The organism is Brevibacillus sp. JB24b, from assembly GCF_051713385.1.
GTDB classification, from domain to species: domain Bacteria; phylum Bacillota; class Bacilli; order Brevibacillales; family Brevibacillaceae; genus Brevibacillus_B; species Brevibacillus_B laterosporus.
This window is the reverse complement of record NZ_JBNVQV010000001.1, coordinates 5,180,311-5,201,393: the sequence shown is the minus strand read 5'-3', so window position 1 is coordinate 5,201,393 and position 21,083 is coordinate 5,180,311. Positions and strand designations below refer to the sequence as shown.

Below are 21,083 nucleotides of genomic sequence, written 5' to 3'. Positions count from 1 at the left end.
ATGAGGGATTTGATTGAACAGTTCGCAACTCACTATGTTTCGGATTTAGAAAAACAACTGGATAGTGAGAACGGACAGCGTAGCATTCAGAACCCTGTGCTTTTTCTCTTTCTAGGGGATAAGAGCTTAGAGGCACTTCAGGCGATATATGCTACCAATGAACAGAAGTGGCAAAATAGCGAAGGAGTGCTCTATGTTCACGCCTATTCGGAAGAAACTCTACATCTTTCGAATGTGTATAGTTGCCGCTTACCACAGCCTTCTACTGATAAAAAAACAATGCGGGCTTCTCTGCATGAAATGTTTTATCAAGATGAATCATTGCTAATCGAATTAAATAAAATGATGAAGATGATAAGTGTTCGCGTAGCCGAAATGGGTAAGCTATTCACTTATCATCAACAAATTAATATCGCAGTAGTCACAAGAGCAGATGATATTGCCAATGTACTATTACCGGAATTTACGTTGCTTGTTAAAAGTTATCTTAATGAATTGTTTAAAAATGTCTCATTGGATTTGTATGTTTTGATACAGGAAAAGAACAATGGTCAGGAATTTGGATTTTCTACGTCGATAGGTGTTAGCTTCCTAGACGAATTAAATGAATACCAACAGAGTGATTACCAATTCTGTGCCGATCTTCAGATGACTGAGGATCGAGTGAAACTAGCTGTGGAGCACATTCGTTCTCCGCTCTATTCGCTTGTGTATATCCTAAGTGATAAAAATGAGCAGGGAATGTTTATAGATAACGGTAAGGAAGATAATTATGAGTTGATTAGCGATATCGTGCTGCTAAACAACAAACGAGTTGAATCGGAAGTACATGAGGGTAGTGAAAGCTATAATCGCACCCAATTTATACACAATATTACTGGAGTTACTGGACGACCTACATTTGCTTCGGCTGGACTCTCTAAAGTGAAACGACCTACTCGCGCTATTGCACATACTGTACTTGCAAAAGTGTATGATCACTTTCTAGAACGATTAAAGCGAAATTGGACGTATGATATCTCAGAAGTACTAGAGAGACTAGAGATCACAGATTCCCACATTCTACGAAAAGTAAGGTCGATTTTACCAGATGAAAGCAAGCTGGAAGAAATGACAGGTTTGATGACTTCGGGCGTTAGCTACAAAGAACTTACAAGCATGACTCTTAAAGAGGCAGAGGTAGCACTGTTCGAGGATAGTAGTCAGACCTTTTTTGCAACGAATTTTCTGCTCGATGCTCGGTCTAAACGAGATTCGCTTCAAGACAACAATAAGCTCACTCAGCTTATTAAAGAGAGGATTCTTGGAAATCCAAAATACGGATTATATGCCGCCTATCAAGTAACCTCGGGACATGACGCAGAGAAGAGCCTTACTGGTGTGTTGCGTTCCAGAATCAAAGAAACAATTCGACAGCTAGAGTATAGCAAGGATCAGCTAGAGGATATTTATCGTCAGAGGGTTGACCGACAAGAGATCAAAACGGGTGGCCTTTTCACCCGAGATAAAGAGCGTGTACGGAATTTTATACGCCATTTTTTCCCGATGATTTATGGAAAGAAGTATGAGATTTTGGGTTTGGAAATGGAAGTAGAGCTTCTTACAGATTATGAAAAACAATTGGAAGACATGCATCAGAAACTAAAACAACAGGTCATGCAGCTAGAAGAACTCAAGGTACAAGTCAGTGAAATGTCGCGACAAAGCATCCGTGAGGCTGTAGACTATCTAGATAAAAACATAGAAGAATACTACGGGGCTGTGGTACAGGAATCGATTAAAATAGTAGAAGCTAAACGTGGTGCGGGCTTTTACTTTGAGGATAGATACATGGGGAGCATCTCTCTACTATTAGATAAAGGAGTTACTGAAATGATCCAGCGGCTATGTGATATGTGCCGTAAGGAGATTATGACCAGTGGGACGTTCTCTCTTTCCTTTGAGGATGAACTTCTAGCCAGAGCGAATGTGACGGCTGCTTACGACAACAAGACTGTTTTGACCAGAGAGCAGTTATATAGAGATTTGGCTTTAGAATTGGAAAGTGGATCATCTGTCCATATAGAAGTCTTTCAATTTATGCAAAAGTATAGATATGAGGAAAAATACTTTTTTGCTGATTATACGAATGATTTTGTTCAATATGTATTTCGTACAGAGCAGGGAATACGGACTTATAAGCAAGGCTGTGTTCATGAAGCAAATAAAAGTGGGATTGAGAAAATCAAGCTCATGGGTGGTTTCGGTATCGAAGACCTCATGTATTACCGCAATAATAGGAAATATTATGAATCCTATAGGGAAAATGGCTTTTTATTTCGCCGACAAGGAGGGGGGCAATTGTCATGAGTCAAAAAAAAATAAGTCTGCTCATGGTTTTCTGTAGCTTGATTGGTGGAATAATCGGCTTTGTAGTAGGCGAGATGATTTTAAACCTTTTGTCTAATGAATTACCACAGTGGGTGGTTATGGGACTTTATTTTGGACAGTATGCTTTATTTGTTGGACTTATGTGTTTAATAGCTGAATTAATTTCACCACAATTAAACGGGCAAGGCTGGAGACAACGCTACGTCGGATTTTCATGGAAGATGCTTGTACCAAGTACATTCATCATGCTAGGTGTAGTCGCGATGCTTTTACAATTTTTCTATGGAACTAGTTTCCAAAGGACGTCCGGTTCGAACAATATTGTTATGCTACTAGATATTTCCTCTAGTATGCAGGATTCGGATAAGGACGGTCAGCTTTTTAAATCGGCAGCCGATGTGGTCCGCAGAATGGATAACGATACAAGTGTAGCAGTGATTACCTTTAATCAACAAGCAAGCATTCTACAGCCCTTGGTGCGATTGAACAATCAAAAGGTAAGAGATGATGTTATTCAAAAACTAAATAGTCATAAAGGCCCTTCTGGTGGTACTGATATAGAAGAGGCATTGCAAACCGCGTTAAACCATATCAACAGTGAGACAAATAATTCGGGAAATAACACGGTTATCCTCATGTCAGATGGTTATAGTGATGTAGATTTAGATAAGTCTCTCCAGCCATTCAAACAATCTCAAATCATTGTTCATACAGTGGGGATGAGTACGGTTAGCGCAGACGGAACCCAGCTATTGAAGCGCATTGCAGAAGAAACCAGTGGTAATTACTACGATATTGAACATACAGATCAAATCACAGGTGTGTTCGGTAAAATTTATGATATGAGTCGTCAAGATCGAGAGCTTGTAAAGGAAAGAACAGGCACAACCGAAAATAGCCTTTTCTACGCAATACTGCGTATTGTGAGCTTACTTGTGATTGGAGCATTATTAGGTTTGGCAGTAGGGCTATTCTTTGATAACAAATATATAGCCAAGGGCTTCACATTAGGGGGAATAGTGTCAGGTCTTCTCGCTGGATTGATACTTGAGAAGGGATTGGCATCTGGTATGTATCCAGCTATGGGTGTTCGGCTTGTAGCTGACTTGCTGTTAGCTGCTGTCATGCCTTTGTTTACGATTTTTATTCCTATGCCCAACCAAGGTCTATCCCCTGAGAAAAGTCGCTTTACCGGTGGTAGATATTTACCAGCGAAAAACAAGGAAGCTAGACAGATAAGCAATAATAAGTTTGATAGGTAGAGTAGGAGCATGATGTGTAATGAGTAGAACGGAAGAACTATCCAATGCGCTTATTAAGGATGTCACCTCCCACATGCAGGGTAACGAATGCGTTTTAAATTGGCACTGGGCAGAATCCGTTCCCTGCGTCTGCGTGTACAAATCTCGATTTGACACGCCGTTTGATTCTGACCAAATCAATGAGAAGGATATGAAGCTATATACACGTGAAGAGTACAAGGTGCATAGGGGATACCGTGAATATATCGATGGATATGGAAGATATACGTATCGAATTTTTCCGTGTCAGCTACAGAATGGCAGACCGGTTTTGCTAATCCCAGATGGTGAGGATCACATCATCCATGTTAGTTCAGGTAAGGCTAAAATCTACTATTCCTTTAAAAAGGGAAAAAAATGGTTTAGTCAGTATCAAACTTTACAGATTCGCATTTTTTCGGAGATTCTCATTCCAAAGGAAGCTTTATGTTATGTGAAAAAAGAAGGCTCTCCTCCAGCGAATAAGGATGATGGTACTCAGTATGCCTTTATCCGTGATCTTGAGCCGGGAGAGAACGTTATGCCTGAAATCGAGATCAAGAAAAAAGATTACATTCGCCTCTTTTTTACAGACGGAAAAAAATATGGGCAAAGCTATGAACTGATTCCTGAATAGGAGGGAACCACGTGTTTACATTTTTGAAGAGTATGTTTGATAAAAAACAGCCAATCAAGGAACGGCTTCCTTTTTATGATATTGTTTGTCCCTATTGTTTTGCGAAGTATTCCCCTGATCAGGTAGTATTTAGAGCCACACATCATCGTGATGATGACGAAAATTACGCGTTGCAGGAAGATGAAATTCTAAATCAGTATAGAGATAAATTTGGACTTGATTCGATTGAGGAGCTGGAGGCGGTAATTGACCCGGCTACGATACCGCATGAGAATCAGCTTTATGTTGATCAGGTTTTGGTAGGGCTGACTGATCGATACGGTATGGTTACCAAACGCAGACTTTGCCCGAAATGTCATAATGAACTCCCTATTACAGCGGGGAAGGCGCCAAGTAATATTATTTCGATCGTTGGTGCTTCTCAAGTGGGTAAGTCTGTCTATATGACTTCACTGATTCACACGCTACAAAATACAACTGCAAATCATTTTAACGCTGCCTGCATGCCATTAAACGCACAGATTAGTCGCAAATTCCGGGAAAATTACGAGGCGCCCTTATTTGAGAGAGGCCAACTGCTTGATTCTACTCAAAAGGAAAAGCGGCAGGAGCCATTTATTTTTCAATTTATTTTTAAAGATAGTGAACAAGCCCCGCTCATTCTGGTGTTTTTTGACGTTGCGGGTGAGGGAATGGTAGATCGTGAATATTTAGAGCTATATGCCTCCCATGTGAAGAATTCCTCAGGTATTCTATTCCTTGTTGATCCTCTGCAAATTAGAACGATACGCGACAAGATCATGTTTAATGTAGGCGATGAGCCAGGGGAGTTTACAGCGAGATATGATGAGCCACGTGAAGTTCTCATCACTCTATTTGAAAACTTCATCGGCTATGAGGAGCACAGTAAAACAAATATACCGACAGCTGTTGTTCTGACCAAAAGCGACATGCTGCACATGCTGAAGGAAGACGACAGTGAGTACATTAAATCAAATAGTAATGTGTTTCGAAATTTCGTTCATGAACAGTACCTTAACACGAGTGAATTTGAAAACATCAATGGAGAGATACGTCGCTTCATTGAAAAAGTAGATCGACCCTTTAAGGATGCACTGGAGGTTTATTTCACAAATACGGCTTATTTTGCTGTATCTGCACTGGGAAGTAACCCGGTTAACCAAAAGGTGACTGGCGTAGTGACGCCTGTTCGTGTAGATGAACCATTTATTTGGCTGTTACATCAATTGGATTATATTGATGGGAGGGAGCAATAGTGGGACGGCAGCATATTCAACAGCAGTACTATACGCGAGGGCGGCAAGGGATTTTCCGCTCAAACGAAGGATACGACACCGTCTCTAAATCTGCTTCTCTGGACAATTCATTTATCAAGAAGACGCTCCATCCGTTTTGTGTCTACAATGCTCCTAAAGAGCTACAGGAAAAGGGAGAAACACAGGTAGATAAGTATCCAGAGGCACTTTTCTGTTTTCGCGCTGAATCAGGCGAAATGGTAATCGGGAAAAGCGTTTATGTAGGAGCAGACTTTACAGGACAACGGAATACATTCTTTACGCATAATTATGTGATTCCGAGTGTACAACGGGATGAATTTTGCAAAACGCCAGCAAAGATTTTCGGTATTAGTTCCTTTACAAATCATCATGAAGAAACCAATGGGAAAGAGCTGCCTGAATTAGAGGATTTGCCATATCACAATCGTAGTACTGGTGATAAAAAGCAGATTTTAGCTCGGTTAGGGATTGATGAACAAGCATTTAAACAACTGCTATTCGCTACCATGAGCTCTCTATCAACAAAGAAAAAGGTATTTATTAGCTTAGATGTTGATATCAGTGAGACCTCTGAAGCTGCTACTCAATTAGTAGAGATTCTGTATGGGTGCTTACCTTATGAGATGCGTAGACAATTGGGGTTCCTTACCTATACAAATGAACCGGAGAGTAAAAAGTATCTTCATGTTATTTTTGTTGAAAAGGGTAGCATAAGGTCTGGTAACGGACATATGAATAAAGATTTTCTGTTTGATTTTGCAAACAAATCAATACTCCATGCTGATATTCAAGGTGAGCACGAGTATCTTACCTTTGCGTGGAATAATTTGAACGAGGCTGTTGTGCTCAAGTCATTTTACGAGTTTGCTGACGAAATTCTTGCAGGAGAGGATCTTGCTAAGGGCTTGAGCACTACCACCTATTATGAATTGTGTACGCTGTTTTTGATAGAAACAGGTCAGATGAACGTCTATGAGCGTAATAAAACGGCGGTATGGCAAGTACTTCTACAGTATATTCGTAATGAACGCTTGATGAACAAAAAGAGATTATTTGCGCTGTTTGGGCTTTTATTTGAGGCGGAAAAAATGGCTGTTGCCTCCAAGAGTCTCCCTTCCGTCGAGCTGATTACATTGATCAGCGAAGCGTATAATGTTGTAGAGAATCAAGATTCCCGTAAAGAGATCATTATGTATCTGATGGATATTCTTCTCAAGGGGAAAAGCTCTCAACAAACAGAGTACGTTACTCAGATATACAAGCAACTCTCAGGTAATCATGAATTGTTCAGGTTTATGATGAGTACCATTTTGAGCTATGAAAAGGTCGTGAAGCCTTTATTTGAGGAATATGTGGCCCAGCGCTTAGTAGGCTGCAACAAACTAGACGATGTAGTCAAGGAAATGAATTTTTGGGCGAATCATGCTTCCCAAGCATTTCAAAATCATTTTTTCATGAACAGAACGGAGCAAAAACTGCTGAGCTTATTGAAAGAAGAAAAACAAAAGGTAGAAGCGACACTATCGATTCATCAAATGTTGGGTAAGTGGCGAGTAGGTCACAGCTATACGAACAGGATTTTAGAAGAGATAGACAAATGTTTACTAAAGCATCTTTCTTTGGAGGCGTTATCCAAGGAGGATGTTAGGAAGGTCGTCTCTTTGTTTGAACATAAACCGCAAAGCTTTTTCACAGCGCTAGATTCACAGAGCGAATATAAGCTTGAGCTACTAATGAACGTCTTTTCCCTGGAGAAAGAGCCAGGTACTCCTATGCCCGAAGAGTTTTATCGGAATTGGGACAAGGATGACATCCAAATACAGCAGAAGCTGATTCGAAAGATGTTGGGCAGTCCATTAGACGAAGGTAGCTTTCCAAAGGTAGCGCTTGTTTTTTATCGTGGTGATTCCCAGAATTCACATGCGGTGTTTGATTTTGACGGTATGCTTACTTTTGTTGAGCAACATGGTGGAGACGAGACTACCTATCTGTTTATTCAGTGGCTATTGAAACAAAGGATGTTTTTGGTAGACAGAAAGCTTGTCCCTTCTTATCGTCTCGTATTGAAACAGTATCTTTTGCATGATCATGCTAAAAGGCTACGGGATAAAGAGTGGCGAAAACGTTGGTATGCCATTCGTAACCCGGAGTTTAGAGAAATGCTACATGAGGCAGAGAAGGAGTCGTCAAATGCTGTGGCGAGATTCTTTCGCCAGAACAAAGGTATGGCTGTGATCGGTTTGCTAGTGATGCTTACGGTAGGTACAGTCGGAGGTGTAATGCTTTATTCCAAAAGTCAGGCTCCTATTCCAGCGACGCTTCCTGCTACAGAAACGACGCCTGTTACTGGTGCAGTGGAGGATGTCACTCCGATATTTGTGGAGAAGGGACAAGCTGATTCCATAGAAAATACACCAATTTATATGCTTTTGCAGCCAAATGTTAAGCAGGTTATAGCGTCGTCTGTTCCAACTAAATAGAGCTAGCATACAGGAAAGAAGCCGTAGGATAAGATCAAGCTCCAGAACCCTACGTGTTACAAAGGGGACTAGTCATTTTCGACGGGTCTCCTTTTTTTAATTGAAAGCTCAAATCCTCCATTATGATTCGGGATTTAATCCATGGTTGTCTTACCCCTATTTCAACTACTATTTATAATGAATGAAATGACATGGATACGTGCTAGAGAGGATGATGAGTAGATGAGAGAGACATTCATTACAGAGATCGTGGGCGATAGACAGATTATGATTTATTTGCCTCCTACTTATAATAATGGAGGGCACTTTCCTGTGGTGTACGTACAGGATAGCAGCTATTTAGTCCATAAATGTATGAATCTACTAGAGCATCTGTTCATTACCAAGGAGCTACCAGAATTAATCTTTGTGTGTATTACACCACATAATCGTAATGATGAATACACGCCATGGCCTGCTAAAGCATTGCTTAGTAGCTACCCTGATTTTGGTGGTAAGGGTGCAGAATATCTTTCTTACGTTGTTCATACCTTAAAGCCCCATGTAGATTCAATCTACCGAACAAAAGCGGAAGCGGAATATACTGGGATAATTGGCGGTTCTTTTGGCGGAATGATTTCATTATATGCCGCTTACTTGTATCCCGAGGTATTTGGACGTATAGGGTTGTTATCTGCCTCCTTGTGGTTTGAAGGCCTATTAGAATTTATCGGTGACAATCAGATCGCTTCTAGTAAGCAACGAATGTACATGTATGTGGGAAGTCTTGAAGGCATTTATAAAAGAAATATCCAGGCTAATATGGTTCCGTATACGTATAAGGCTTATGAGTTTCTGATCGGAAATGGATTTCCCAAGGAGCAACTGAAGTTCGTGGTAGAAGAAGGTGGGACCCACGATGGGCTTTTCTTTATTAAGCACTTCCCACAGGCGATGAAATGGCTGTTTACATAGTAGAAAAAAATACATCCAATAAAGGTATCGACAAGCCATGGGGGGCGAAGTCTACTTTAAAGGGTGTATTTTACTTACATGATAATGAATGAGATGAGTGATTGGATATCCAAAGCTCATAAATACTTATTGGTAGGCTATTTAAGCTGGGGTGGTATCAGCAGAACCATGAACAAAAAAATTTCTGACAAGTGGTGGATTTCGGCAAAAAATTATAAGACAATTGAGAACGGTTTTCGAATATAATGAGGAAAGGCAGTTAGGAAGTAAAGAGTACGATTTGTTACGAGTTGGACGTAACGTTATATGTCGCTAACAAAGAGAGGGTTAAAACTAATCGAACCCTTTCCAGTATTTATAGTGAACTATAGATGGGCATGAATCATCTTCTCCCTTTGATTCGGAATCCATGCGTTACTGTAAAAGTAAAGATTCAAAGAGAGGAAGATTACTATTAGCGTAAATCTGAAAGAACAAGTTAACTGGAGAAAGCAAATTGCCCCCTATGAAAAATCCCATATCAAGTATAGCGTACGACAGTTAATCAATACATTGATCCCATTTTGCCTGCTTTGGTATGGTGCTTATCTATGTTTATCGGTATCCTACTGGTTGAGTCTAGTATTGATTGTCCCTGCCGGAGGCTTTCTCATTCGAATCTTTATTATTTTTCATGATTGTTGCCACTACTCTTTCTTTAAAAATCGGAAAGCAAATGAGATTGTTGGTTTGATCACGGGTATTTTAACGTGTTGCCCCTATGAGCAGTGGAAGAGATCTCACTCTATTCATCACGCAACAAGCAGTAATTTAAATAAACGAGGCACGGGAGATGTATGGACACTCACGGTAGATGAGTACGTAGCATTGTCACCTAGTAAGCGATTGTTCTATCGGTTGTATCGAAATCCATTCATCATGTTTGGTCTAGGCCCTATCTATGTATTTTTGATTGATTACCGATTTAACCGTAAAGGTGTAGGGCAGAAGGAACGTTTCAATACGTATATGACCAATCTAGGTATCATTGCCTTATCAGGTGTACTTTGCTGGACTCTCGGTTGGCAAGCGTTTTTATTCATTCAGGGACCAATCTTTCTTATTTCAGGTGCAGCTGGTATTTGGTTGTTTTATGTACAGCATCAGTTTGAGGATACGTATTTTGAACAAGAAGAGAATTGGGATTATGTAAAAGCGGCCTTACAGGGAAGTTCCTTTTACAAATTGCCAAAAGTTCTGCATTGGATTACAGGTAATATTGGCTTTCACCATATTCACCATTTGAGTCCACGTGTGCCTAACTATTACTTGGCTTCAGCTTATCAGCATAATGCCTTCTTACAGGACGTGAGAAGCATTACATTGCTATCAAGTCTGCGATCACTCAGCTTTCGTCTTTGGAGTGAGGAAAGCAAGAAATTTGTGGGATTCAAAGATATACATCACAGGATCATGAAAAATAATCTGGAGAAAACCAGTTAGTCCGTAAGAGTATTAATTAAAATCATGAAATAAAAAGCCTAGCACAGATCAATAGGTACGGGATAAGTACCTGGTTTATGTGCTAGGTTTTATTGTAGTTAGGGATGTGTTTGATCGACAAACCAATCGTTATCAAGTATGTCCTGTACGCGCTTGGAGATCGTTCCAGCAGAGACATTATACTTGCTTGCTAATGCAGCCTGTGTGATAGGAATATCCATAATCGTCGCAATCGAATATTCAATTGACGCTTCTATGATTCCAGCTTTTCGGAGTACTGGTTGGGTAGCATGAGAATATTTATGCCATAGGTTGACAGCTGCGGCAACAACGTCAGCCCCGTAATCTGCTTGCATACTCTTCACGATATTGTGGGCTGTGGTTATATAATCTTCGTTAACCCATGTTAATTCTAGGTCAATATATTTATGCAACAATTGATTGGTTTCTGTTGACGATGAATGGAGGTAATTGCGTTGCTCATCTTTATGTAAACAACATTTTTTATATTTTTTACCACTCCCACATGGACAGAGTGAGTTTCTTCCGATATCCAAAATAACCACTTCCCTTTTATGTACTGATTGTTAATAATATGTAGTATAACACATAGAAAAACCATTCCTCGACTGATGACGAAGAATGGTCTGTTGTTCTTTTTAAACCTGTAAGGTCCATACACCCGCACACTCTGGTACTTGAAGAAGTGATTGGCTCATCACTTTGTCTGCTACTTCCATTCCGAAGAAAAATTCCGTCAAGTCTTTAGCTTCGTCTACACTCTCAAAATGATAATCCAATCTAATCCAAGAAAACGAGAAGCCATAATCTTGTTCAAGTAATCTGTAATAATCCTGTAAAAATACGGGCGGATGAGGAGTTTCATATCCGGTCCCCATCGTTTCAAAAATAATGGCTGTACCACCAGGACGAAGGACTCGCTTCATTTCTTCCATTATATGCTTGATATTATTTTCCCAAGCAGAGTCGGTAGAATTTGCTAGGTAGCCAATGCTCCAACCCGATACTAGTAGATCAGCGGAGTCATTGTCTACTGGAAGAGCACGATGATCAGCTACTTGTGTTCTCCAATTATGAAGACCGGCTTGTTTTAATTTATGTGCCGTTACTCGCAGCATAGACTCGGATTCATCGAGAGCAAGGATCGATTTAGCTTGGCTAGCCAGCACTGTGGTAAGTCTACCTGTACCTGCTCCCAGATCAATAATGTCTGTATTTTCAATCGGTTTTATTTTGTTGATTACATCATAGAGACTGGGTTGCTTTGAAATTAGTCGTTCGTATTTCTCAGCTTTATTCTTATAGATATCGGGATGATTTGGTTGTGACATGCAGAGCCCTCCTAATATGTTGTAGGGCTCTAGCATAAGGCTTAACGTAACGAGAAGGTCAATACAAAACGCATCTTCAAGCAGACATCTGTTATCTGATAGGGACCGCATACATGACATAGAGTAGCTCATGTAATTTCTGATACTTAACAATATATCCATTGGTAGTAAACCAAGCGAGAAGCTGTGCACTATTTGCATAATATTTATCTTGAATAGCTGTATAGGTTTCCATCTTTCCCTGTTTGAGTAAAGCATCTAGGTACTGCTCTTTGTGGATTTCATGTTCAAACATCAAATCGGTAATACAGATTCGACCACGTGGCTGTAAGACTCGACGCATTTCATCTAATGCCATCATCTTTTGAGCATCTGTTATGTGGTGGAATGCAAAGCTGGTCACAATAAAATCAAATTGACCATCCAGGTATGGAATGGCTAAGAAATTACCCAGTTTCGTTTCCATCTGTGGATGCTTTCTTTTGCATTGCTTCAGCATTTCCTTTGATTGATCTACACCTGCCATTTGAATGCCTTTATCAATAAAGCGTGCAGCTAGATTCCCCGTACCTGTGCCCAGATCCAATCCTTTTTCATTGGGAATAGGATCAACCCATGTAAGCGTCATCTCAAGCGCTTCCTCATAATTTTGATAGACATGAAATGTCTGTTCGTTACGTAAGACGTGCACATCATGGGTTCTAGCTTGATGGTCAAAATTCCACTTATCATGCCAGTTTTTACGTAAATCTCTTAGACGCTTAGAGCCCTCTGCCAAAGTAAAAATCTGATCCAACGAAAGTTCCTTGTTTTGTACCAAGCGCTCTATCATTTGATCGGTTGTACGAATGTTTTCCTTCAATTCCAGCCATTGTGCAAACATGACATAACGCTGTAGCTCTAAGTAATATTGAAGTTCATCATGATTGCCCTCATCAATTTGCTTCAAGGCTGCTTTTATATCGGGGATCGACATACCCACTTCTCGTAAGGCAATAATGGTTTGTAGACGCCAGGCGTCTTTTTCTGTAAAATCGCGATAGTTGTTTTCTTGATTTTTAGCTGGTGTTAGTAGCCCTTTTTCTTCATAAAAGCGAATTGCTCTTGGAGAAATAGTAAGTTTTTCGGATATCTCCTTGATTTGCATCTGTCAGTCACCTACCCAAGATTATCAAAACAGTAACGTAAGGGGAAAGTATAAAGTATGAAAGCCCGTAAAGGTACTTCTAAGACAGGATAAGATGGTACAAGTCATCTAAAATACAAAAATAGTTTTTCTGCAATCTAGTTTACTAGTTATTTCATCTTCATGCATCAGCTCCGCACTTTCGATGATAGATCGTCTACGTATCCTCTAATCTTGTAGGTTTCTTCCCTATGAATAGAGGCTTATTTTGCTTTCTTGAATAAACGTTTTATTTTTTTAAAAATATTTATAAAATTTAAATTTAAAACTGTAACAGTTTATCTATGGATTTTGTTACTCATTTGTACGATTAAAGTAGTGTACAAGAAAATTTCGATATACGGATATCAAAGAAAGTGGAGGGATTATTTTGACTTTTAGGCTTCAGTTTAAAACGATTAAAGCGCAACTGCTTTTCATTATTGGAGGGTTGCTCATTACCACCTGTATTGGTCTTTCGTTGCTGGCTTATTTTACTGCTCAAAAACAAATTGAATATACAGCTGAAATGATGCTTACACCTCTCGCTCAACAAACAGCCAATTACTATGAGGATAAGCTAAAAAATGAAGTAACGTTCATCGAGGGAGTGGCTTCCCGCAAAGAGATTGAAAATTATCAAGCAAACCCAGAAGAAGCTCAAGCTAGCGTTAACAAGCTTATAAAAAAACGTGGAGCAAGTAAATGGGGAATTGCTGATCTCTCAGGAAACGTTGTCTTGGGCCCTCAATCTAATTCTAGTATCGCACAGCGAGAATATTTTAAGAAGGCACTTGTTGGTCATTCCAATACATCAGATGTGATTGTTTCCATAGAAGATAATTCATTAATCATCATTTTCGCAACCCCTATTTACTTAGGAGAAAAAGTAAATAGCGTGTTGTACATGGAGTACAAAGTTGATAAATTATTGGAAATGATCTCAGACCTTACGTTTAGCCAAACAGGTCGAGCTTATGTGCTTAATAAACAAGGAACAGTAGTAGCCCATGAAAATATGGACTTAGTCTTTGCTCAAGAGAATGTAATAAAAGCAGCTGAAACTGATCCAGCTTTACGAGAATTAGCTGAACTAGAAGAAAAAATGATCAGTGGGGTCAATGGTACAGGGTCTTACGAATATAAAGGTGTAATTAAATATGTAGGCTTTGCCCCCATTCCACTTACTGGTGGCGGACTTGCTATCTATATCGAGCAGAGTGACCTGTTAAATGGAACTGTTATCATGCGTAACTATTTATTGGCTATCTCTTCCGTCTTCTTGCTTCTTGGAGGTATTGCTGTTTATTACTACTCTTACTCTTTATCACGTTCCATTCAAGGCTTCAAAAATATCTTCTCCTTCATGGCTAAAGGAGAGCTATGTACGGCTATTGATCAGAAGCTACTAAACCGTCGTGATGAAATCGGTGATATGTCACACATGTTGGAAGATATGAAACAATCCTTTAGTAGCCTAATTGGTGTGATTCAAAAGCAATCCACTGAAATTGACCGTTCTTCCCATAGTTTAAGTAATATTTCTCAAGAGATGAGTACAGCTACTGAAACTGTTTCCACTTCGATTCAAGAGGTAGCCACTGGAGTTTCCTCTCAAACAGAAGAACTCGTCGAAATTAGTGAAGTTCTGACTTCGTATGGTAAAGGCTTAGATGACATGGTAGTATCCATCGAGGATGTGGATCACAACGGGAAAAACATTCATGCAAGAGCAAGTGAAAGTAACGAAAACATGGACAAATTGATTGTATCGGTAGATCAGGTGAATCAAATTTTCAAAGAATTTATTGATAGAATCGTCGCAGCAAATGAGAATTTAAACGGCGTTCATCATATTACGACTGCTATAAATGAGATTGCGGAACAAACAAATTTACTGGCTTTAAATGCTGCCATAGAAGCTGCACGTGCAGGTGAGTCGGGAAGAGGTTTCGCTGTGGTGGCCGATGAGGTACGCAAATTAGCAGAACAGTCTCGTCAGTCAGCCCAAATGATTGCAGATATGATTACCTCTGTCTCCTCTGATTCCGATCAGATGCTAGAAAATGCTAGATCGATGAGTCAGGCTATGTCTGGTCAAAAAGCCGAAATGGATTTAGCGATGAGCTCCTTCCGGGAAATTATTCGTGAAATAGAGAACATCAATCCGAAGCTGGAGCAAATTAGTTACTCTGCACAACAAATGCAAAAACAAAAAGAGGATATTTTAGAAAAAGTAGAAACAAGCTCTAGCATTTCAGAAGAAGTAGCTGCTTCCTCTGAAGAAATCGCTGCGACTTCTGAACAAGCCTCTGCAGCAGCTCAGGAGGTCCATGCAACAGCAAGCTCACTTGCTGGCATGACAAAGCAAATGCAGGAGGAATTAGAGCGTTTTAAAGTGTAAGGATCAAATCGTGCTAGCTAGAAATAGACTTTTTCTAGCCACTTACAATAATGGATGATTACTGCGCACATGACTGCTTCTCTCTTGAAGAGGAGCAGTTTTTTATATTTTTTGTCCATCACTTTTCCTGATAGTTTTTATTTTGTAAGCTTAAATTGCCAGTCTTGCACCACTTTATAGAATCAGGTATGATTTGGTTTGTGATATTGATTATCATTATTATTAATAAATTTTAATCTAGGAGGCTTTTATGAGATTCGGAGGGTTCAAAATAGCTCGTAGGGTTATGTTTACATTTTTCCTAACAGGAGTCCTGACTGCTTGTGGAAATTCTAATACTGGCACTACCAATAACAATGTCTCTGAGACAACAGGAGAAAATGGTGTCAAAACAGAAAGTCAAACCATGTCCTACACAGCGATAAATGGGGAAATTCAAATTCCCAAAGACCCCAAGCGCGTGGTGGTTGCTGAAGAAATCTACGTAGGTGATTTTTTGGCCCTTGGCATCAAACCAGTAGGAGTCCCGCAAAAGGCTTTAGATAACATTTATCTTAAAGAAAGACTAGATGGGATTCAAAGCATCGGCGATGGTAAATCAACTGAAAAGATTATGGAGCTAAAGCCCGACCTTATCATTACATTCAGTGGGGCAGAGAACATTGATCAATTACAAAAGATTGCTCCTACAGTAGCAATTGAGTACGGTAAGAAAGAAGTAAGAGAGCAGGTAAGAGAATTCGGTAAGATGACAAATAGAGAGGATAAAGCCAACGAGTGGATTGCCAATTGGGATAAAAAGGTGGCAGAAGCAAAGCCAAGGGTGAAGGCATCTGTAGGGGATAAAACGGTATCTATTCTAAATCCCTACTCCAAGGGTATCTATGTATTCGGTCATAATTTTTCGAGAGGCGGCGAGATACTCTACAATGAATTGAAGCTAAAAGCGCCAGCTATTATTCAGAAGGAAGTAATTGATAGTGGACAGGGCTTGGGAAGCTTATCTCTTGAAACGCTACCTTCCTATGCAGGCGATTATATCTTTACAAGCGCATGGTCAGGAGATGATGCTAATCCTGAGGTTGTCTATAACAGCAGTATTTGGAAAGCACTACCTGCTGTGAAGAACAATCGAGTATTTTCTATGGATAAAAGCTCTTCTGTATTTAATGACCCAATTTCACTAGAAGGCCAGCTTGATTTTATTGTCGAGAAGCTAACAAAATAATTGATATGCTGTAGCCCCAAAAACACCAAAACCCTCCTTGCGCCCGTTTATGTGGACAAGGAGGGTTTTGGTGTTTTTCTATTTTTCTTTTCTATTTACCATAATAACTTCTCAGCAGATCGGCGATTCCAAGCGGGTTCTTACGAAGGTCTTTGGCACTAAAGAATACGTCACCCTTTACCTGAGGGAACTGAGTATTGAACTGTAACTGATTGATAATCTCCTGAGCTGATTGCCAGCCAGCTTCCTTTGTTCCCAGCTTATAAGGGGAATGCCCTACATATAGTTTCACATTGGTTCCATTCACTTCATTAGCCCACCAAGTAACTAGCTTGTCGTACTGGGCAACAGAGAAGGATAAGCTCCAGTAGATCTGTGGCATGACATAATCAATCCAGCCTTGTTTAATCCATGTACGAACGTCTGCATGCATGTTGTCATAAGCAGTTACGCCGGCTTTTGTATCAGAACCGGTACTGTCCATCGATTTATTGCGCCATACACCAAATGGACTTATCCCATACTGTACTTGTGATTTAGAGCTATGGATGGATTCGCCTAATTGACGAACAAATTGATTAATATTATCGCGACGCCACTCTGCTTTTGTAGCAAATGAGTTGTAGTTATAAGCTTTGAAGGTAGCGTCATCAGGGAATACCCCGTCAGATGGATAGAAGTAATCGTCTAAATGAACACCATCGATTTGGTATCGATTTACTACTTCCATAATCTCCGTGATGATTTGTTGACGTGCTTCAGGTATTCCTGGGTTAATGTATAGCTTGTTATTCGCATTAATTGTCCACTCTGGATGGACCTTCGCTACATGGTTAGCGGCTAACTGATCAGTTTTTGCATCAGTGTTAGCTCTAAATGGATTAAACCAAGCATGAAATTCCATACCGCGTTTGTGAGTCTCTTCAATCATGAAGGCCAGAGGATCATAGCCTGGGTCTTTTCCCTGTTTTCCTGTCAGGTATTTAGACCATGGGACTAATGCTGATGGATAAAGGGCATCTGCAGCAGGACGAACCTGTACAAATACAGCATTTAATCCCATTCCTTGCATAGAGTCTAGCAATTGTATGTATTCCTGTTGTTGTTTCGCCATATTGCTATAGGAGGCGGTAGACGGCCAATCCAAATTATAAACGGTAGATACCCAGACACCTCGCAGAGAACGATCGGTGGTATTAGGAGATCCAGGAATAGGAGTGGCACCAGGGTTTGTATTTTCAGGACTGATGTCATTGCCTGGATACCCGGGGTATAGTCCGTTTCCCGGACCTACAATATCTGGTGGCGGTCCCTGATTAGAAGTAGCTTGATTACCTGATTGTAGCGTAATGGTTTGTGTAGGCTGATCCCATGCTACTTGAAGACCTAGCTCCTGACTTACAAAACGTAGGGGAACGATAACACGACCTTCCTTGTTTACCACTGAAGAATCTAAGTGAACTCTGGCTCCGTTTACCGTTGCATAATTTTGTTTTACAGTCATGCTTATGTTGGTTTCTGGTTTATGAATTGTCACCGTTTGCTTAGACTGATCCCAATTTGCTTGGGCGCCTAGGCCTTCGCTGATAACACGAAGTGGAACCATGGTGACATTTACTTTTGGAATGATGTACGGTGGGACATCACTATTTATTCTTTGTCCATCCAGGTAGATACTGATCCCCTGGGAAGCCTGAGCTTGCACCGACTGGCCCGTCATGGGGACGCATAGTGTGAACAAAAGAAGCAGGGCGAATAACTGGCGAAGCTTCATTCTTACAATCCTCCCGAATCAATAGATTTTTTTAAAAAAATGCTCTATTAGCTTTAGACGTTCTAGTAGGAAACTTTGTTACGTTCAATTACCAAAACAGGATGAAAAATATTATATAGAACATGAAATACAGAAAAGAAAGTGATTATTGTTCACATGGATCAATATGGCAGTTAGTTTTCATTTTATTTAAAAATTCAAACAAAAAGAAAATTCTTTGTATTTTCCTGTAGAATCGGGTAGGTTCTCTTTACGATACGAAATATAAAAACATATATAAGGGGGATTCTGGTTGATTAGCTTTCATCAAGTGAACAAACATTACGGAAATTTCCATGTGCTTAAAAATATTAACCTGCACATCAACCAGGGAGAGGTTGTCGTGGTAATCGGGCCTTCCGGGTCTGGTAAAAGTACATTAGTTCGTTGTATGAATCGCCTAGAAACGATTTCAAATGGAGAACTGATTGTAGACAACATAAAGGTAAATGACAAAAGTACCGACATTAATCGGCTCCGACGAGATATCGGTATGGTGTTTCAGCATTTTAACTTGTATCCGCACAAGACTGTGTTGCAAAACATCACATTAGCTCCCATAAAGGTGTTAGGTATTTCTGAAAAAGAAGCAAAAGAGACAGCGATGTCCTATTTAGAGAAAGTCGGGATACCTGATAAAGCGGATAAGCTACCATCCCAACTATCTGGAGGTCAGCAACAACGTGTAGCCATTGCTCGTGGGTTAGCCATGAAACCCAAAATTATGCTGTTCGATGAGCCGACATCTGCACTTGACCCGGAGACAATCGGAGAGGTTCTTGATGTTATGAAGAAGCTAGCTAAAGAAGGAATGACGATGGTCGTGGTTACACATGAAATGGGCTTTGCGCGTGAAGTGGCTGACCGAATTGTCTTTATGGATCAAGGTCAGATATTGGAGGAAGCACATCCTGACCAGTTCTTTGCTAATCCGCGTGAAGAGCGAGCCCAGTTGTTTTTAAGTCGGATTTTAAATCACTAATCTTTTCGATATATAAAAGGGAAAAGGGGTAAGCAAATGAAAGCAAATAAAGTATGGAAAAGAGTATTGGGTGTAGGATTGGTAGTGATGTTGAGTGCAACGGCATTAACAGCATGTGGGTCTAGTAAACCACAAGATGGAACTGGTTCATCAGGAAAGACCGCAGCGACTGGTACAGTAGCTAAGATTAAAGAACGAGGTAAGTACGTAGTTGGGGTTAAATATGATTTGAATTTATTTGGTTTAAAAGATCCAGCCTCAGGAAATGTCGAAGGCTTTGATATTGATATAGCGAAGGCAATCGCTAAAAAAATCCTTGGCGATGAAAATAAAATTGAGTTGAAAGAAGTAACTTCCAAAACTCGTATTCCTATGTTAAAAAACGGAGAGATTGATTCCATTATTGCCACGATGACTATTACGGAGGAACGCAAGAAAGAAGTCGATTTCTCTGACGTATATTTCATGGCTGGTCAGTCCTTCCTAGTGAAGAAAGATAGCACCATTAAAGGTCTGGAGGACTTTACGAAGGGTAAAAAAGTAGTTACTGCAAAAGGCTCCACTTCAGCTAAAAATATACGTGAAAATGCTCCAGAAGCAGAAGTTCTTGAATTTGAAAACTATGCAGAAGCCTTTACTGCATTAAAAGCAGGTCAAGGTGATGCATTAACTACAGATAATGCTTTGTTATACGGGATGGCTAAACAGGATCCAAATTTCCGCGTCGTAGAGGGAACATTTACAGAAGAGCCATATGGAATTGCTTTGCCAAAGGGTGATACTGAATTCGTAGCATTGGTCAACGATCTCATAAAAGAAATGAAGCAAAATGGTGAGTATGACAAGCTGTATGAAAAATGGATTGGTGAAAAGCCAACAAATTAGACCGGTGTGACTTGAAGACTTGAATGGAATGGGCGTCCTCCCTACCGCTCATTCCTTTATGTCATGAAGATAAAGGGGGATTACATCAGAGATGATCGACTTTTCTATTCTTATAGAACACTCAGATCTATTTATAGAGGGTTTTGGAAATACGATTAAAGCGAGTTTGTTGGCATTAGTGGGAAGCTTGCTATTAGGGACACTTATTGCAGTATTTTGTATCGCACCGATACGCCCTCTAAATTGGGTAGGGGTAGCATATGTAGAATTTATTCGAAATATTCCTCTCCTCCTGGTTGTGTTTTTATTCTTTGTGGGGCTACCTGCATTGGGGATTGTATTAAAACCATTTCTTGCTGGTACTCTGGGGCTTACAGTCTACACTGCGGCGTTCATTGCGGAAACGATACGCGCAGGGATCATGGCTATACCCAAGGGGCAAAGTGAGGCAGCACGTTCATCAGGCCTTACTTATGTACAAACAATGCGGTACATTATCCTGCCGCAGGCTTTTAAAGTTGTAATTCCACCCATGGGAAACCAGTTTATCAATCTGGTGAAGAATTCCTCCATACTTGGGGTTATTGCTGGTCTGGATTTAATGTATTTTGGTGACCTGATATCTGCTGAAACCTTTGTTACATTTGATGTCTATATATTTGTTGCTATTTTTTATCTCGTGATAACTCTGCCGTTAAGCTTCCTCGTAGGATATCTAGAGCGACGCTTGGCGAGCCATAAATAAAGGGGAGG

The 21,083-nt window shown here is 40.1% G+C and carries 16 protein-coding genes; 12 read left to right on the top strand and 4 right to left on the bottom strand.

Annotated features, from left to right (window positions below; all coding sequences use genetic code 11):
* The 7 genes from ACQV1I_RS24265 to ACQV1I_RS24235 all read left to right on the top strand — a co-directional run bounded on the left by ACQV1I_RS24265 (nucleotide 1) and on the right by ACQV1I_RS24235 (nucleotide 10,501).
* A complete protein-coding gene (locus ACQV1I_RS24265) occupies nucleotides 1-2,349 on the top strand; it encodes a hypothetical protein (RefSeq protein WP_116333540.1) in 2,349 nt (782 codons plus the stop codon).
* Complete coding sequence (locus ACQV1I_RS24260) at nucleotides 2,346-3,632, top strand: vWA domain-containing protein (protein WP_116333541.1); 1,287 nt, start codon at nucleotides 2,346-2,348, stop codon at nucleotides 3,630-3,632. The genes ACQV1I_RS24265 and ACQV1I_RS24260 overlap by 4 nt, the downstream gene beginning before the upstream one ends.
* A 19-nt stretch (nucleotides 3,633-3,651) precedes the next feature.
* Nucleotides 3,652-4,287, top strand: coding sequence for a beta-mannanase (locus tag ACQV1I_RS24255; RefSeq protein WP_116333542.1), 636 nt, complete (start codon nucleotides 3,652-3,654; stop codon nucleotides 4,285-4,287).
* A gap of 11 nt (nucleotides 4,288-4,298) precedes the next feature.
* Nucleotides 4,299-5,564 carry a TRAFAC clade GTPase domain-containing protein gene (locus ACQV1I_RS24250; protein WP_176452376.1) on the top strand — a complete coding sequence of 422 codons (1,266 nt, stop codon included), beginning with the start codon at nucleotides 4,299-4,301 and terminating at the stop codon, nucleotides 5,562-5,564.
* Nucleotides 5,564-8,065, top strand: coding sequence for a hypothetical protein (locus ACQV1I_RS24245; RefSeq protein ID WP_116333543.1), 2,502 nt, complete (start codon nucleotides 5,564-5,566; stop codon nucleotides 8,063-8,065). Before ACQV1I_RS24250 ends, ACQV1I_RS24245 begins: the two co-directional genes overlap by 1 nt.
* A gap of 222 nt (nucleotides 8,066-8,287) precedes the next feature.
* The gene (locus tag ACQV1I_RS24240) at nucleotides 8,288-9,019 is read left to right on the top strand and encodes an alpha/beta hydrolase (RefSeq protein WP_116333544.1); all 732 of its coding nucleotides are present in this window, start codon (nucleotides 8,288-8,290) and stop codon (nucleotides 9,017-9,019) included.
* Nucleotides 9,020-9,472: 453 nt separating this feature from the next.
* Nucleotides 9,473-10,501: a fatty acid desaturase gene (locus tag ACQV1I_RS24235; RefSeq protein ID WP_116333545.1), complete on the top strand. Its 1,029-nt coding sequence runs from the start codon at nucleotides 9,473-9,475 to the stop codon at nucleotides 10,499-10,501.
* A 98-nt stretch (nucleotides 10,502-10,599) separates the two neighbouring features.
* Here ACQV1I_RS24235 and ACQV1I_RS24230 read toward each other — a convergent pair whose 3' ends face one another.
* From ACQV1I_RS24230 to ACQV1I_RS24220, 3 genes are all read right to left on the bottom strand, one after another.
* Nucleotides 10,600-11,067 carry a YecA family protein gene (locus tag ACQV1I_RS24230; RefSeq protein ID WP_116333546.1) on the bottom strand — a complete coding sequence of 156 codons (468 nt, stop codon included), beginning with the start codon at nucleotides 11,065-11,067 and terminating at the stop codon, nucleotides 10,600-10,602.
* Between the two features lie 93 nt (nucleotides 11,068-11,160).
* Nucleotides 11,161-11,853 (bottom strand): class I SAM-dependent methyltransferase, encoded by a 693-nt coding sequence (locus ACQV1I_RS24225; protein WP_116333547.1) that lies wholly within the window; start codon nucleotides 11,851-11,853, stop codon nucleotides 11,161-11,163.
* A gap of 91 nt (nucleotides 11,854-11,944) precedes the next feature.
* The gene (locus ACQV1I_RS24220) at nucleotides 11,945-13,000 is read right to left on the bottom strand and encodes a methyltransferase domain-containing protein (protein WP_116333548.1); all 1,056 of its coding nucleotides are present in this window, start codon (nucleotides 12,998-13,000) and stop codon (nucleotides 11,945-11,947) included.
* A 409-nt stretch (nucleotides 13,001-13,409) separates the two neighbouring features.
* Here ACQV1I_RS24220 and ACQV1I_RS24215 point away from each other — a divergent pair, with 409 nt between their 5' ends.
* Together ACQV1I_RS24215 and ACQV1I_RS24210 are read left to right on the top strand one after the other, a co-directional pair.
* Nucleotides 13,410-15,422 (top strand): methyl-accepting chemotaxis protein, encoded by a 2,013-nt coding sequence (locus ACQV1I_RS24215; RefSeq protein WP_116333549.1) that lies wholly within the window; start codon nucleotides 13,410-13,412, stop codon nucleotides 15,420-15,422.
* Between the two features lie 250 nt (nucleotides 15,423-15,672).
* Nucleotides 15,673-16,650, top strand: a complete 978-nt coding sequence (locus ACQV1I_RS24210; protein ID WP_116333550.1) for an iron-hydroxamate ABC transporter substrate-binding protein — start codon at nucleotides 15,673-15,675, stop codon at nucleotides 16,648-16,650.
* 91 nt (nucleotides 16,651-16,741) lie between these two features.
* On the opposite strand, the gene ACQV1I_RS24205 is transcribed toward ACQV1I_RS24210, so the two are convergent.
* A complete protein-coding gene (locus tag ACQV1I_RS24205) occupies nucleotides 16,742-18,424 on the bottom strand; it encodes a family 10 glycosylhydrolase (RefSeq protein WP_116333551.1) in 1,683 nt (560 codons plus the stop codon).
* Nucleotides 18,425-18,716: 292 nt separating this feature from the next.
* Here ACQV1I_RS24205 and ACQV1I_RS24200 point away from each other — a divergent pair, with 292 nt between their 5' ends.
* The 3 genes from ACQV1I_RS24200 to ACQV1I_RS24190 all read left to right on the top strand — a co-directional run bounded on the left by ACQV1I_RS24200 (nucleotide 18,717) and on the right by ACQV1I_RS24190 (nucleotide 21,075).
* The gene (locus ACQV1I_RS24200) at nucleotides 18,717-19,445 is read left to right on the top strand and encodes an amino acid ABC transporter ATP-binding protein (RefSeq protein ID WP_018671145.1); all 729 of its coding nucleotides are present in this window, start codon (nucleotides 18,717-18,719) and stop codon (nucleotides 19,443-19,445) included.
* 36 nt (nucleotides 19,446-19,481) lie between these two features.
* Entirely contained in the window at nucleotides 19,482-20,330 is an 849-nt protein-coding gene (locus ACQV1I_RS24195) for a glutamate ABC transporter substrate-binding protein (RefSeq protein ID WP_018671144.1), read from the top strand.
* A 91-nt stretch (nucleotides 20,331-20,421) separates the two neighbouring features.
* Nucleotides 20,422-21,075, top strand: coding sequence for an amino acid ABC transporter permease (locus ACQV1I_RS24190; protein WP_094700126.1), 654 nt, complete (start codon nucleotides 20,422-20,424; stop codon nucleotides 21,073-21,075).
* Nucleotides 21,076-21,083 lie beyond the last annotated feature (8 nt).

What these genes read in the sequence shown, in the direction of transcription:
- ACQV1I_RS24265 (WP_116333540.1), top strand. Translation starts at nt 1, where the DNA reads ATGAGGGATTTGATTGAACAGTTCGCAACTCACTATGTTTCGGATTTA.
- ACQV1I_RS24260 (WP_116333541.1), top strand. Translation starts at nt 2,346, where the DNA reads ATGAGTCAAAAAAAAATAAGTCTGCTCATGGTTTTCTGTAGCTTGATT.
- ACQV1I_RS24255 (WP_116333542.1), top strand. Translation starts at nt 3,652, where the DNA reads ATGAGTAGAACGGAAGAACTATCCAATGCGCTTATTAAGGATGTCACC.
- ACQV1I_RS24240 (WP_116333544.1), top strand. Translation starts at nt 8,288, where the DNA reads ATGAGAGAGACATTCATTACAGAGATCGTGGGCGATAGACAGATTATG.
- ACQV1I_RS24225 (WP_116333547.1), bottom strand. Translation starts at nt 11,853, where the DNA reads ATGTCACAACCAAATCATCCCGATATCTATAAGAATAAAGCTGAGAAA.
- ACQV1I_RS24220 (WP_116333548.1), bottom strand. Translation starts at nt 13,000, where the DNA reads ATGCAAATCAAGGAGATATCCGAAAAACTTACTATTTCTCCAAGAGCA.
- ACQV1I_RS24210 (WP_116333550.1), top strand. Translation starts at nt 15,673, where the DNA reads ATGAGATTCGGAGGGTTCAAAATAGCTCGTAGGGTTATGTTTACATTT.
- ACQV1I_RS24205 (WP_116333551.1), bottom strand. Translation starts at nt 18,424, where the DNA reads ATGAAGCTTCGCCAGTTATTCGCCCTGCTTCTTTTGTTCACACTATGC.
- ACQV1I_RS24195 (WP_018671144.1), top strand. Translation starts at nt 19,482, where the DNA reads ATGAAAGCAAATAAAGTATGGAAAAGAGTATTGGGTGTAGGATTGGTA.
- ACQV1I_RS24190 (WP_094700126.1), top strand. Translation starts at nt 20,422, where the DNA reads ATGATCGACTTTTCTATTCTTATAGAACACTCAGATCTATTTATAGAG.